The organism is Pseudoblastomonas marina (assembly GCF_034374265.1).
GTDB classification, from domain to species: Bacteria; Pseudomonadota; Alphaproteobacteria; order Sphingomonadales; family Sphingomonadaceae; genus Alteriqipengyuania_A; species Alteriqipengyuania_A marina.
In genome coordinates, this window is sequence record NZ_CP139718.1 from 144,505 (window position 1) to 157,317 (window position 12,813).

Consider the following 12,813-nt stretch of genomic DNA (forward strand, 5'->3'; position numbering starts at 1 on the left):
TCATGCGCAACCTTATGATCGCACGTTCGATCATCGCGGCGGCCGCCCTCTCGGGGGCGGCCGCTTGCGTTTCGGGCCTGCAGGAAATCGACTGGGCGAACGAACCGCTCACCGTCGCGGTCGACGATGCGGAGCTGGGGGAAGACACCGTCATCACCCGCTTCGCCTTCGGCAGCTGCAACAAGGAAACCGCGTCGCAGGACATCTGGTCGACGATCGCGGGTACCGATCCGCAGCTGTTCATGATGATCGGCGACAATGTCTATGGCGACAGCGACTGGCCGGGCGACGCGCAGCTGTCGACCTTCCGCCAGAGCTACCGCACCCAGGCCGCCGACCCCGGCTTCAACGCGCTGCGGCGGCAGGTGCCGTGGCTCGTGACGTGGGACGACCACGACTACGGCCCCAACGACTCGGGCGGCGACTTCGAATACAAGCGCCTGTCGGAACAGCTGTTCGAGACCTTCTGGGGTTCGCCGGCTGACGTGCGCTCGCGCCCGGGCATCTACCACTCGGTCACGGTCGGCCCCGCCGGCAAGCGGGTCCAGTTCATCATGCTCGACACCCGCTACTTCCGCGACGATCTGGTCGCGGGCGAGTTCGTCGAGAATCTCGGCAAGTACGAACCGAACACCGATCCCGGGGCTTCGATGCTCGGTGCCGCCCAGTGGCAGTGGCTGCAGGACGAACTGGCCGAACCGGCCGACCTGCGCGTCGTGGTGTCGTCGGTTCAAGTGCTGACCGAGGCGCATCGCTGGGAAAGCTGGTCGCGCCTGCCGCTCGAGCGGGCCAAACTGCTGCGCATGCTCGGCGCGCGCAATGGCGGTGGGATCGTGCTGCTGTCGGGCGACCGGCACCAGGGCGCGATCTACAAGGACACGCCGGCCGAACTGGGCGAGGAGGTGTGGGAATTCACCTCGTCCTCGCTCAACCTCGCCTTCGTCAGCCCCGATGCGAGCACGCGCGAGCCCGATCCCCGGCGCGTCACGCCGATGGTGAGCGAGGAGAATTTCGGGGTCGTCGATATCGACTGGGCGAAGCGCCAGGTCACTTTCGACCTGCTCAGCGACAAGGGCGTGACGTTCGAAAAGCGGACTGCTCGCTTCTAGTCGTAGATACAGGCGTCGAGCGCATCCCTGCGCACCACGCCGATGCGCGCCGCCACGCTATTGCCGTGGCGGCGTAGCCATCCCGACGGGTTCTTGACCGAACGCTTCTTGGGCTGGGGCAGGGCAGCGGCCATGCGCGCGGCCTCGCTCTCGCTCAATTGCGCCGCAGGCTTGCCGAAATAGCGATAGGCCCCGGCCTCGACGCCGTAGGTCCCGATCCCGGTCTCGGCGACGTTGAGATAGACTTCCATGATGCGCCGCTTGCCCCAGATATTCTCGATCAGCAGCGTGAACCAGGCCTCGAGCCCTTTGCGCGCGTAACCGCCCCCCTGCCACAGGAACACGTTCTTGGCGGTTTGCTGGCTGATGGTCGAACCGCCGCGGATCCTCCCACCCTGCTGGTTGCGGCGATAGGCCTCCTCGATCGCCTCGCGATCGAACCCGTCATGCGAGCAGAACTTGCCGTCCTCGGCCGCGATCACCGCGTCGACCATGTCGCGATCGATCCGCGACAACGGGGTCCAGTCCTTGGTGATGCCGTTTTCATCCATCACCATCGTGGCGGTGACGGGCGGGGGCACCACTGCAAACAGCAGCACGAGCGCGATGCTGAGCGCGACGAAGCCGAGGATGAGCGAGGCGAAGAACTTGGCGACCCGAAGCATGGTGGACCTGCTCTAACGGGCGCTCGTCAATTTGCCAACGGAGCCGCGCGGGCACGTTGCAAAATGGCTGCACATGGGAAGAAATAGTCGATTGCGACGAACGAAATGCTGCTAACCTTCGATAATTAACTAAAGTAATAGTGAAGCAAATAGCTCCATGAAATCCGTCATTTCGGATAATCGTCGATATGTGGCTTCGCAATGAAAGTGTAACGTGGAGATAGAGTGCAAATAGAACCGTATTTCCTCGCGAAGGAATTGTGAGTACTTGGGCGGTCGAAGGGCGGTTCGCGAATGTTGCGAGTCGCCTTTCGTGCAATTTCAACGCACGCCCCATCGCGTGCCCATGGGATCACTTGCCATGAAAATCGCCTACCTGGCCGGGTGCGCCGTCGTCGCGCTCGCTACTCCTTCCGTCGCTTTCGCCCAGTCCACCGGCTCCACCGAGGTCGAGGAAAAGGCCGAAACCACCGTCGTCATCACTGGTTCGCGCGAAGATCGGGGCGTCGAAGGCATCGTCGTGCCCGATACCTCGAAGGCCAAGCAGGTGCTCACGCAGGAACAGCTCTCGAAGAACGCTCCCGGCCAGACCGTGCTCGATTCGATCAACGTTGTCCCGGGTGTCAGCTTCACCAATAACGATGCCTACGGCTCGGCCGGCGGGCAGCTCTATATCCGCGGCTTCTCGCAGGACCGTATCAGTCTGACCTTCGACGGCGTGCCGCTGAACGATTCGGGCAATTACCAGATCTATTCGAACCAGCAGCTCGATCCAGAACTGATCGAGCAGGTCAACGTCAACCTCGGTACGACCGACGTCGATAGTCCCACCGCCGCCGCGACGGGTTCAACCGTCAACTATCGCACCCGCGTGCCGGGAGAAGAGTTCGGGGTGCGCCTGTCGGGTTCGGCGGGCGAATTCGATTTCTTCCGCATTTTCGGCATGGTCGATACCGGTGAATTCACGCCGCTCGGCACGCGCGCGTTCTTTGCGGCGAGCACCGCCTCGAACCGCAACCCGATCAACAATTACGGCAAAATCGACAAGCAGCAGTACAATGCCCGGATTTACCAGCCGCTGGGCAATGGCAACGACTTCATCTCGATCGCCGGTCACTACAACCAAAACCGCAACAACTTCTTCGGCTCGGTCCCGCTGCGCACCGATCTGACGCAGAGCGCCACGAACACCGCGCCCCGCGTGGTCGGTGCCGGCAGCGGCAATCGTTTCCCGCTGACTCGCGACGAAGCGAGTTACGACATCAACTATCCTTGCACGACCAACCAGGTCGCGCGCACCGGGGTCGCCGACACGCCGAACAGCTGCGGCACCGAATTCGACCGGCGCTACAACCCGTCGAACACCGGCAATATCCGCGGGGCCTCGCTGTTCACGGTCACCGATTCGATCCGCCTGACCGTCGACCCCAGCTACCAGTACGTGAAGGCCAATGGTGGCGGTACGGTCGGCGCGCGTGAACGCGGCCTCGACATCAACCCGGCGGGCGGCGCGGCGAATTGCACGACCGTCACAACCGGCACCAACGTCGCCTGCACCCCGGGCTATCTCGGCGGCCGGCCCTATTTCGGCCGTGACCTCAACGGCGACGGCGACCTGCTCGACGAAGTCACGTTGCTCGCGCCGAGCCAGACCCAGACCAATCGCTACGGCGTCATCGCCAACCTGATCTGGGACATCTCGGACGCGCACACCTTCCGTGTCGCCTATACCTACGATCGCGCGCGGCATCGTCAGACCGGCGAAGTCGGCGATCTCTCTGTCAGCGGGGAGCCGCTCGACGTCTTCCCGATCAACGATCCGCTGGCGGACGTCACCGGCGCGGTGCTGCAAAAGCGCGACCGCCTGTCCTATGCGATCCTCAACCAGGTCTCGGGCGAATATCGCGGATCCTTCTTCGACGAGCGGCTGGACGTCACCGCCGGTGTGCGTGCGCCGTTCTTCACCCGCGATCTCAACAATTACTGCTTTACCACGAGCGATAGCGGTTTCGTCGACTGCTTCGGCGAAGGCGATCCGCGCAACGCGACCTATGCCGGGTTCAATCCGACGGTCCAGGGCCCGCAGCAACGCATGCTGAAATATGACGAGATCCTGCCCAATGTCGGTTTCGTCTACTCCTTCGACAATCCGTTCTCGGTCTTCGCGAACTATTCGAAGGGCCTGCAGGTCCCGGGTACCGACGCGCTCTACAACGCGTTCTTCTTCGCCCCCGACACGCCGCAGGCGCGCCCGAACCCCGAACGCACCGACAATTTCGATCTCGGTATCCGCTTCCGCGATCGCAACATCCAGGCGCAGGTGACCGGCTGGTTCACCAATTACGAGGACCGCCTCGCCTCGGCCTACGATCCGATCCTCGAACGTTCGGTCTATCGCAACCTTGGCAAGGTCGAGAAATACGGGATCGACGGCTCGGTCGCGTGGCAGCCGGTCTCGCAGCTCGCGCTCTATGCCTTCGGTTCCTACCTCAAGTCGGAGATCAAGGACGACGTACAGTCGGGTGCCTGTACCGCCGCGCAGGTCACCGGAGGCACGTTCGGGTGCGCCAGCATCGGTCAGGGAATTTTCGTCGCCACCGCCGGCAACCGTGAAGGTGGTGCGCCCGAATATACCTATGGCGCACAGGCCCGTGGCCTGTTCGGCCCGTTCGAGATCGGGCTCACCGCGAAGCGCACCGGCGGTCGTTTCATCTACGACACCAACCTGCCGGTCTACGGCGGCACGGCGGCTGCACCCTACGAAATCTACGATGCGCAGACGCCGGCGTACTGGCTGGTCAATCTCGATGCCCGGCTGAGGCTCGAGGCGATCGGCCTGAACGACCGGACCTTCATCCAGTTCAACGTCTACAACCTGTTCGACGAGCTGTATGTCGGCAACTTCACCAGCGGCCTGAACCAGGGCAACGTGATCGGTGCGGGCCAGTTCGGCGGCAATCCGAGCGCGCCACCCTTTGCCCAGATCGGCGCCCCGCGCACGATCTCGGGCACGGTGACCTTCGGGTTCTGATAACAACAACCCCTCCCGCCGATAGGAGATGCCCGGCGGGGAGGGGGCGATTCGTCAGACTGGCAGGCGAGCCGCCATCGCGCGGCTCGCCTTTTTTTATTGCGGCATTAAGAAACCGCCGCGAACCGGGGAGGTTCGCGGCGGTATCGTTGTCAGGTGGGGCGGGTCAGGCCGCGGGCAGCGCGGTGTAGCGCGTTTCTGCGAGGTTCTTCATCGCCTTCTGCAGTTTCTCGAATGCGCGCACCTCGATCTGGCGGATGCGTTCACGGCTGACGTCGTAGACCTTGGAGAGTTCCTCCAGCGTCTGCGGGTTCTCGGTCAGTCGGCGCTCGGTCAGGATGTGCTGCTCGCGCTCATTGAGGTCGCCCATCGCTTCGGCCATCATCTCGCGCCGCACGTCGAGTTCCTGCGCTTCCTCGACGGTCTGGTCCTGCAGCGGGCGATCGTCGGTCAGCCAGTCGAGCCATTCGCCCGAGCCTTCCTCGCCATTGCGCATCGGCACGTTCAATGAACCGTCGCCGCCGCGCATCATGCGGCGGTTCATGTTGACCACTTCCTGCTCGGGAACGCCGAGATCGGTCGCGATCTGCTTGACGTCGTCGGGGTGAAGGTCGCCGTCCTCGTAGGCGTCGAGGTTCTTCTTCATCCGGCGGAGGTTGAAGAACAGCTTCTTCTGCGCCGCGGTGGTGCCCATCTTCACGAGGCTCCAGCTGCGCAGGATGAATTCCTGGATCGAGGCCTTGATCCACCACATCGCATAGGTCGCGAGCCGGAAGCCGCGATCGGCCTCAAACTTCTTGACGCCCTGCATGAGGCCGACATTGCCTTCGGAAATGAGGTCGCTGACGGGCAGGCCGTAGCCGCGATAGCCCATCGCGATCTTCGCCACGAGGCGCAGGTGCGAGGTGACGAGCTGGGCCGCCGCCTCGGTGTCCTCGTGCTCCTCGTAACGCTTGGCGAGCATGTATTCCTGCTCTTGCGTGAGGATCGGGTATTTCTTGATTTCGGTGAGATAGCGGTTGAGGCTCTGTTCCCCGTTCAACGCAGGAACGCTCATACCTTTCGTCTTGGTCGTCACTGTTTCCCTAAACCTTTCGTTTGCCGACCGACTTCGCCGGACCCCTGATGGGCATCCGATCGTCTGCGGTCGCAGGACCTATCGTTATAGACGGATTCGTTACGAAACCGCCAATGGTTTCATCGATCAAAACGGGCTATTTCGTCGATAAGTTCCCGCATGTCGCGGGGCAGATCGGCGCGGAAAACCACGCGTTCGCCTGTTGCCGGGTGGGCGAAACCGAGTTCGGCGGCGTGGAGCGCCTGGCGCTGGAAGCCGAGCCGGTTGAGAATCGGGCGAAGCGGGGCCGGAGCCCTTCCGTAGAGTGGATCCCCCAATAGCGCATGACCGATTGACGCGCAGTGAACGCGGACCTGGTGGGTGCGCCCGGTCTCGAGCCGGCACTCGATCTCGCTGCAATGCGGGTAGGTCGCGGTGGTCGAATAATGCGTTACCGCGTGCTTCCCGCGCGTCGTACCGTCGGGCAGCACCGCCATCTTCTTGCGGTTGCGGTCCGAGCGTCCGATCCGCCCGGCCACCGTTCCCGAAGCGGGTTTCGGCTTGCCGCCGGCGAAAGCGATATAGGCGCGGTCGATCGAATGGTCGGCGAATTGCGTGGCGAGGCCTTCATGCGCGGAATCGGTCTTGGCGACCACCAGCAAGCCGCTGGTGTCCTTGTCGATCCGGTGGACGATCCCCGGGCGTGCGACCCCGCCGATACCCGACAACTGCCCCGCACAATGATGCAGCAGCGCGTTGACGAGCGTGCCGTCGCGATTGCCCGCCGCCGGGTGGACGACGAGCCCGGCGGGCTTGTTGACGACGATCAGGTGTTCGTCCTCGAACACCACGTCGAGTGGGATGTCCTGCGGCTGCGCTTCTGCCGGTGCGGCGGGCGGTACGTCGATTATGTAGCTCGCATTGGCCCCGGTCCTCGCTGAGGCGCTGGTCACCAGTGCTCCCGCGACCTGCACCCGGCCCTCGGCGATCAGCGCCTGGATACGCCCGCGCGACAGCCCCGACGCCTCGGCCAGCGCCTTGTCGAGCCGCGCGACCTCCGGGGGAAGCGTTCCTGTCAGGATGCGTGCATTGTCCACGGTTCGATGCCCTATGCTTTCCAATCGCGCAGGCCAACGCTAAAGCCGCGTAAACCTTGCCGCGCACCCCGCGACCCATCTCACATCGGACGCTTCGCCTACATGACTGATTATACCCGTATCGATCTCGCCAGCCTGCTTTGTTCCCGCCTCTGTCACGACCTGCTCAGCCCGGTCGGCGCGCTCAGCAACGGCCTCGAATTGCTGTCGAGCGAGGACGATCCGGAAATGCGTGACCGCTGCGTCGAACTGCTCGAACAGAGCGCGCGGATCAGCACCGGCAAGCTCAAGTTCTTCCGCCTCGCCTATGGCTCGGCCGGCGGGTTCGACTACCAGATCCCGTCCGAGGAGCCCGCCGCGCTGATTCAGGCGCTGGCCGAGGATAATGGCCGCGTTGAACTCAACTGGCAGGTGCAGAGCGCCTCGCTCCCCAAGCCCGCGGTCAAATGCCTGCTCAACCTCTCGCATATCGCGATCGACGCGCTGGTGCGCGGCGGTTCGCTCGATATCGGGGCGGAGCAGAACGGGGAGACGACCGAGATCGCGATCCGCGCCGAAGGAACGCGCATCGCGTTCGACGAGGAGATCGGCCGCGCGCTGCAGGGCGAATTGCCGGTCGATGCGATCACCCCGCGCACCGCGCCCGCCGCGATGATCCACGGACTCGCGGCCCAGCATGGCGGCGGAATCCAGTACCAGCTGCAGGACAATGCCTTGATCCTCGGCGCGATCGTCCGCGAGGCGTGATCGCGGCATGAGCGAGGAGCGCCCGAACGACGAACTGGTCCACCGCGAGGTAACGTCACCCAACCAGGACGAGCGGACGCTGCCGATCTCGATGCTGGTGATCCACTACACCGAGATGGAGGACAAGGGTTTCGCGCTCGAACGAATGTGCGATCCCGAGACCAAGGTTTCGGCGCACTACCTGATCGGCGAGCAGGGCGAGGTCATCCGCCTGGTGCCCGAAGACAAGCGCGCGTGGCACGCGGGCGTATCCTACTGGCGCGGGATCAAGGACGTGAACTCGGCCTCGATCGGGATCGAGCTCGATCATCCGGGTCACAAATACGGCTATCGCGAGTTCAGCGAGGCGCAGTTCGAAGCGCTCGTCCCGCTGGTGGCGCGGATCGTGAAGGATTACGACATTCCGCGTGCCAACGTGGTCGGCCATTCGGACGTCGCGCCCGAACGCAAGATCGATCCGGGCGAGCTGTTCCCGTGGGACCGCCTCGCCGAATATGGCCTGTGCCTGCCGCGCCCGGAAAAGCTCGAGCGTGGCGATCCGTTCGACAATGACGCCGCCTTCTACCTCGCGCTCGAACGCTTCGGCTACGACATCAGCAACGGTCACAAGGCGGTCGAGGCGTTCCAGCGCCGCTGGCGCCCGCGCAAGATCGACGGAGAGATCGACGGCGAAGTCCGCGCGATCCTGTTCGAACTGCTCTTGGATCGCGACCGCGGGAACGCTAGATAGGCCCTGCCAGGGGGCCGGGCAGCCGCGTTGCGCAAGCACCGAGGAAAGTCCGGGCTCCGTGAAACGAGGGTGGCGGGTAACGCCCGCCGCGGGCAACCGCAGGGACAGTGCCACAGAGAGTATACCGCCGATGGCGCCTAAAGCGCACAGGCATGGGTGAAAGGGTGCGGTAAGAGCGCACCGGGGGGCCGGTAACGGTCTCCGCATGGCAAACCCCACCCGGAGCAAGGCCGAATAGGGGCACCGCGCCAGTTCGCTGGCAGGGGCGTTTCGACCCGAGGTGCCCGGGTTGGCTGCTCGAGCGGCGGAGCGATCCGTCGCCTAGATGAATGGCTGCCCCCGCCGTCTGGCGGGACAGAACCCGGCTTACAGGCCCCCTGGCATTATCTGAGGATTTCCGAGAGGCGCTGGCCGTAGGCATCGAACACTTCGAGCATGACGACGATGTTGCCCTGCGGGATGCCGTAATCGGCGATTACGTAATGGGTCATCGCGATCACGCCGTTGCGTTGCAGGAAAGCCGTCGGCACGGCGGTATCGTTGAAGGTAGCGAGGGCATCATGGACCTCGGCGTCGCTCTGAGTTTCCTTTTTCTGCCACAGTGCGGTCAGCGACAGCCCGACACAGCGGCCCGACCCGCAACCGGCGGCCTTCGCGATGACGATCAGGCCGCTAGGTAAGGTGATGACGAGCGATTCCTCGCCGTCGCCGATTTGTCGCCATTCGGTCTTAGTCGGCTCGAGCTGCGCGGCGATCGTCTCGAGGTTGGTCTTGGTGAAATACGGAATCATCTCGCGGGAATCGAAATCGCTGTCCTGGGCGACGGCAGGACTCCCGAGACCCAGCAGTGCGACGGCGGCAGCGAAAGCGATTTTCTTCATGGTGTTCCCCTGGTCTGTTCGGCTGGAGCCTATTGGTCATGCACCGGGGTCGCAAGGTGCGGCTTCCTGACGTTTTGTGACGGGACATCTCTCACAAGCGACCCATCGTTTGACGCATCCCGGCCGCGCCCCGCGATCGCCCGACGGCGAAGAGTCTTTTCAATTTCGCCGGAAAGCGGCAATCTCCCCTCCAAACAGAGGGGGAGAGACTCGATGATGAAGTGGATGATGGCGGGGCTGCTGGCCTCGAGCGTGGCCGTGACGCCCGCGCTGGCGCAGACCAAGCTGTTGCGCGATCCGGCATTGTCGGACAATCAGATGGTGTTCGCCTATGCCGGCGACATCTGGATCGCGAACCCCGACGGATCGAATGCGCGGCGGCTGACCAGCCATGCGGCGGACGAGCGGGATCCCGTCTTCTCGAGCGACGGATCGATGGTCGCCTTCTCCGCCAATTACGACGGTAATTACGACGTCTTCGTGGTGGCGGCGAGCGGGGGGACCCCCAAGCGGCTCACCTGGCATCCGGGCAACGACAACGTCCAGGGCTTCACCCCCGATGGCCGCTCGGTCGTGTTCGCTTCCGCGCGCGAGACCCGCAGCGGGCGCGCCGGGGCGATCTACACCGTGCCGGTCGCCGGCGGCTTCCCGGAGAAGATGTCCGAGATGCGCAGCGTCGGTGGCAGCTATTCGGAGGACGGCGAACTGTTCGCCAACGTGCCCGGGGTCTCGGGCTATAACGGCTTGTGGGGCGGCTCGTCGGGCTGGCGCGGCTATCGCGGCGGCACCCAACCCTCGATCGAGGTGGTGGATCCCGACGCGCGCACGCTGCGCGAGATTTCGGGCGAGGGCTCGACCGAGTTCGACCCGTTCTGGATGGACGGCCAGCTATATTTCCTGTCCGATCGCGCCGCCGACAAGGTGTTCAACGTCTATCGCTGGAACTCGGCCGATGGATCGGTCGCGAAGGTCACCGGCGAAACGACCTGGGACGTCCGCAATGCTGACGGCAGGAACGGCAGGATCGTCTACGAGGCGGGCGGCGAGCTGAAGGAATTCACGGTCGCGAGCGGATCGACCCGCACGCTGCCGATCGCGCTCTCGCCCGACCTGCCGCAGCGCCAGAAGCAGTGGAAGGACGTGTCGGACAACATCGAGAGCGTGGCGATCTCGCCCTCGGCCCAGCGCGTGGCGATCACCGCGCGCGGCGAAGTGTTCACCGTACCGACCGACAAGGGCAGCACGCGCAATATCTCGGCCAGCGCGGCGGAGCGCAATTACAGCGGCATCTGGTCGCATGACGGCACCAAACTTGCCTATATCACCGACGATGGCGACGGGCAGGCGCTGGTGATCGAGGACCAGAGCGGGATCGAATCCGCGCGGCGCATCGCGCTCGGCCCCGATTTCTACCAGCTGGTCGACTGGGGCGGCGACGGGAAATACCTGATCTATGCCGACAACAAGCTTTCGCTGCGCGCGCTCGATGTCGCGGCGGGCACGAGCTGGACGGTTGCCCGGACCGACCGGCGCAACGGCGATTTCGACGCCGCGCTCCATCCGAACGGTCGCTGGCTCGCCTACACCACCCGCGGCGCGACCTATAACGCCGCGCTCAATCTCTACGATTTGACCACGCGGCGGACCTATCCGGTGACCGGCGAGTTCGCCGATATCGGTTCGCCGACCTTCTCCAAGGACGGCAAGCTGCTGTTCTTCACCGCATCGACCAATGCCGGGCCGCAGGCGCTGGGGCTCGACATGACCTCGCAAGAGCAGCCCTACCGCGCCGGGATCTATGCGCTGGTACTCGAGAAGGACGGGAAGAGCCCGCTCGCCCCGATCCTCGCCGACGAAGAGGCCGATGGCGACGCGAAGCCGGACGCGGACAAGGAGGAGAAGAAGGACGAAGCCGACCCGGTCGTCGATCCCGAAAACCTTCGCCGCCGGATGATCTCGCTGCCGGTGGCCGAGCAGTTCTATACCAGCCTCGCCACGGCGAAGGACGGCAGCCTCTATTACGTCGCGCTCGAACAGGCGGGCGATCGCAACGATGCGCCGGGCGATACGCCGCAGGCCGGATCGCAGCTCTATCGCTTCGATTTCGAGGAGCGCGAGGCCAAGACCGTGGCGAGCGGCATCACCGGCATCCAGATCGACGCCAAGGGCGAAACGCTGCTGCTCGCCAAGCCCGGCGGCGAGTTCATGACGTCGAAGGCGGGCGAAAAGCTCGATCCCAAGCCGCTCAACCTCTCCGGCCTCAAGCTCTATGTCGACCCGGCGCAGGAATGGCGCCAGATCTTCAACGACGTGTGGCGGATGGAGCAGGCCTACTTCTACGATCCCAACATGCACGGCCTCGACTGGGCGGCGATCAAGCGCCGCTACGAACCGTTGCTCGCGCATGTGGGGCGGCGCGAGGACCTGAACGAGCTGCTGGTCGAGATGATCGGCGAGATGCAGGTCGGGCACAACCGAGTGGGCGGGGGCGACGTCTGGTCGGGCGGATCCTCCAGCCCCGGGCTGCTGGGCGCGGATATCCGCCTCGAGAACGGGCGTTACCGGATCAAGAAGATCTACGACGGCGAACAGTGGAATCCGTTCATCGATGCGCCGCTCGACGCCCCGGGTGTCGACGTGAAGGAAGGCGACTACATCCTCGCGGTGAATGGCCGCGAGGTGACCGCGCGCGACAATATCTTCGAGGCGCTGTCGGGCTCGGCCGGCACCCAGGTCGCGCTCACCGTGGCGAGCACGCCCAATGGCGAGCGCCGTACCTCGGTGGTCGAACCGGTGCGCAACGAAGGCGCCTTGCGGCTGTGGAGCTGGGTCGAGGACAATCGCCGCTATGTCGACGAGAAGACCGGCGGCAAGGTCGCCTATGTCTACATGCCGAACACCGCGGATGCGGGGTACACCTTCTTCAACCGCATGTATTTCGCGCAGACCGACAAGCAGGCGCTGATCCTAGACGAACGCTCGAACGGCGGCGGGCAGGCGGCGAACTACGTGATCGACGTGCTGCGGCGCGAATACCTCGCCGGGTGGAAGGATCGCGAAGGCCTCAACTGGTCGACCCCCGGCTCGGGGATCTGGGGCCCGAAGGCGATGCTGATCGACCAGGACGCGGGCTCGGGCGGCGACTGGATGCCCTATGCCTTCCGCGCCTCCGGCCTCGGCCCGCTGATCGGCACCCGCACCTGGGGCGGGTTGATCGGCATCAGCGCCAATCCGAACCTGATCGACGGCGGCTTCCTGGTGGTGCCGTTCTTCCGCTTCTTCGAGCCCGACGGGACGTGGAGCATCGAGAACGAGGGTGTCTCGCCCGATATGCGGGTCGAGCTCGACCAGCTCGCGCTCGACCGCGGCGAGGATACCCAGCTCGACGCGGCGATCGCCTACATCCTCGCGGAGTTGGAGCGCAATCCGGCGCGCGATCCCAACTGGACGCCGCCTTACCCGACCGAGCTGGGCGACTGATCCGGTTGCGACGGGG

9 protein-coding genes and 1 other RNA gene are annotated in these 12,813 nt (G+C 64.5%); 6 read left to right on the forward strand and 4 right to left on the reverse strand.

Annotated features, from left to right (window positions below):
• Positions 1-2: 2 nt before the first annotated feature.
• A complete protein-coding gene (locus T8S45_RS00685) occupies positions 3-1,109 on the forward strand; it encodes an alkaline phosphatase D family protein (protein WP_322294292.1) in 1,107 nt (368 codons plus the stop codon).
• Here T8S45_RS00685 and mtgA read toward each other — a convergent pair.
• Positions 1,106-1,774, reverse strand: a complete 669-nt coding sequence (gene mtgA / locus T8S45_RS00690; protein ID WP_322294293.1) for a monofunctional biosynthetic peptidoglycan transglycosylase — start codon at positions 1,772-1,774, stop codon at positions 1,106-1,108. The genes T8S45_RS00685 and mtgA overlap by 4 nt on opposite strands.
• A 361-nt stretch (positions 1,775-2,135) precedes the next feature.
• On the opposite strand from mtgA, the gene T8S45_RS00695 reads away from it, so the two are divergent.
• Entirely contained in the window at positions 2,136-4,805 is a 2,670-nt protein-coding gene (locus T8S45_RS00695; RefSeq protein ID WP_322294294.1) for a TonB-dependent receptor, read from the forward strand.
• 166 nt (positions 4,806-4,971) lie between these two features.
• Here T8S45_RS00695 and rpoH read toward each other — a convergent pair whose 3' ends face one another.
• Positions 4,972-5,862, reverse strand: coding sequence for an RNA polymerase sigma factor RpoH (gene rpoH / locus T8S45_RS00700; RefSeq protein ID WP_188641202.1), 891 nt, complete (start codon positions 5,860-5,862; stop codon positions 4,972-4,974).
• A 140-nt stretch (positions 5,863-6,002) separates the two neighbouring features.
• The gene (locus T8S45_RS00705; RefSeq protein WP_188641203.1) at positions 6,003-6,959 is read right to left on the reverse strand and encodes an RluA family pseudouridine synthase; all 957 of its coding nucleotides are present in this window, start codon (positions 6,957-6,959) and stop codon (positions 6,003-6,005) included.
• 102 nt (positions 6,960-7,061) lie between these two features.
• Between T8S45_RS00705 and T8S45_RS00710 the strand changes: the two genes are divergently transcribed.
• The 3 genes from T8S45_RS00710 (at position 7,062) to rnpB (ending at position 8,821) form a co-directional block, all read left to right on the forward strand.
• Positions 7,062-7,706, forward strand: coding sequence for a histidine phosphotransferase family protein (locus T8S45_RS00710; RefSeq protein WP_188641204.1), 645 nt, complete (start codon positions 7,062-7,064; stop codon positions 7,704-7,706).
• A gap of 7 nt (positions 7,707-7,713) precedes the next feature.
• Positions 7,714-8,436, forward strand: coding sequence for an N-acetylmuramoyl-L-alanine amidase (locus T8S45_RS00715; protein WP_188641205.1), 723 nt, complete (start codon positions 7,714-7,716; stop codon positions 8,434-8,436).
• A 6-nt stretch (positions 8,437-8,442) separates the two neighbouring features.
• Positions 8,443-8,821: RNase P RNA component class A (gene rnpB, locus T8S45_RS00720), an RNA gene on the forward strand.
• Here rnpB and T8S45_RS00725 read toward each other — a convergent pair.
• A complete protein-coding gene (locus tag T8S45_RS00725) occupies positions 8,820-9,317 on the reverse strand; it encodes a YbjN domain-containing protein (RefSeq protein WP_188641206.1) in 498 nt (165 codons plus the stop codon). The genes rnpB and T8S45_RS00725 overlap by 2 nt on opposite strands.
• 213 nt (positions 9,318-9,530) lie before the next feature.
• On the opposite strand from T8S45_RS00725, the gene T8S45_RS00730 reads away from it, so the two are divergent.
• Positions 9,531-12,797 (forward strand): S41 family peptidase, encoded by a 3,267-nt coding sequence (locus T8S45_RS00730; RefSeq protein ID WP_322294295.1) that lies wholly within the window; start codon positions 9,531-9,533, stop codon positions 12,795-12,797.
• The last annotated feature ends 16 nt before the right edge of the window (positions 12,798-12,813 follow it).

Coding starts and splice junctions, on each gene's coding strand:
- rpoH (WP_188641202.1), bottom strand. CDS start 5,862: ATGAGCGTTCCTGCGTTGAACGGGGAACAGAGCCTCAACCGCTATCTC.
- T8S45_RS00695 (WP_322294294.1), top strand. CDS start 2,136: ATGAAAATCGCCTACCTGGCCGGGTGCGCCGTCGTCGCGCTCGCTACT.
- mtgA (WP_322294293.1), bottom strand. CDS start 1,774: ATGCTTCGGGTCGCCAAGTTCTTCGCCTCGCTCATCCTCGGCTTCGTC.
- T8S45_RS00685 (WP_322294292.1), top strand. CDS start 3: ATGCGCAACCTTATGATCGCACGTTCGATCATCGCGGCGGCCGCCCTC.
- T8S45_RS00730 (WP_322294295.1), top strand. CDS start 9,531: ATGATGAAGTGGATGATGGCGGGGCTGCTGGCCTCGAGCGTGGCCGTG.
- T8S45_RS00725 (WP_188641206.1), bottom strand. CDS start 9,317: ATGAAGAAAATCGCTTTCGCTGCCGCCGTCGCACTGCTGGGTCTCGGG.
- T8S45_RS00710 (WP_188641204.1), top strand. CDS start 7,062: ATGACTGATTATACCCGTATCGATCTCGCCAGCCTGCTTTGTTCCCGC.
- T8S45_RS00715 (WP_188641205.1), top strand. CDS start 7,714: ATGAGCGAGGAGCGCCCGAACGACGAACTGGTCCACCGCGAGGTAACG.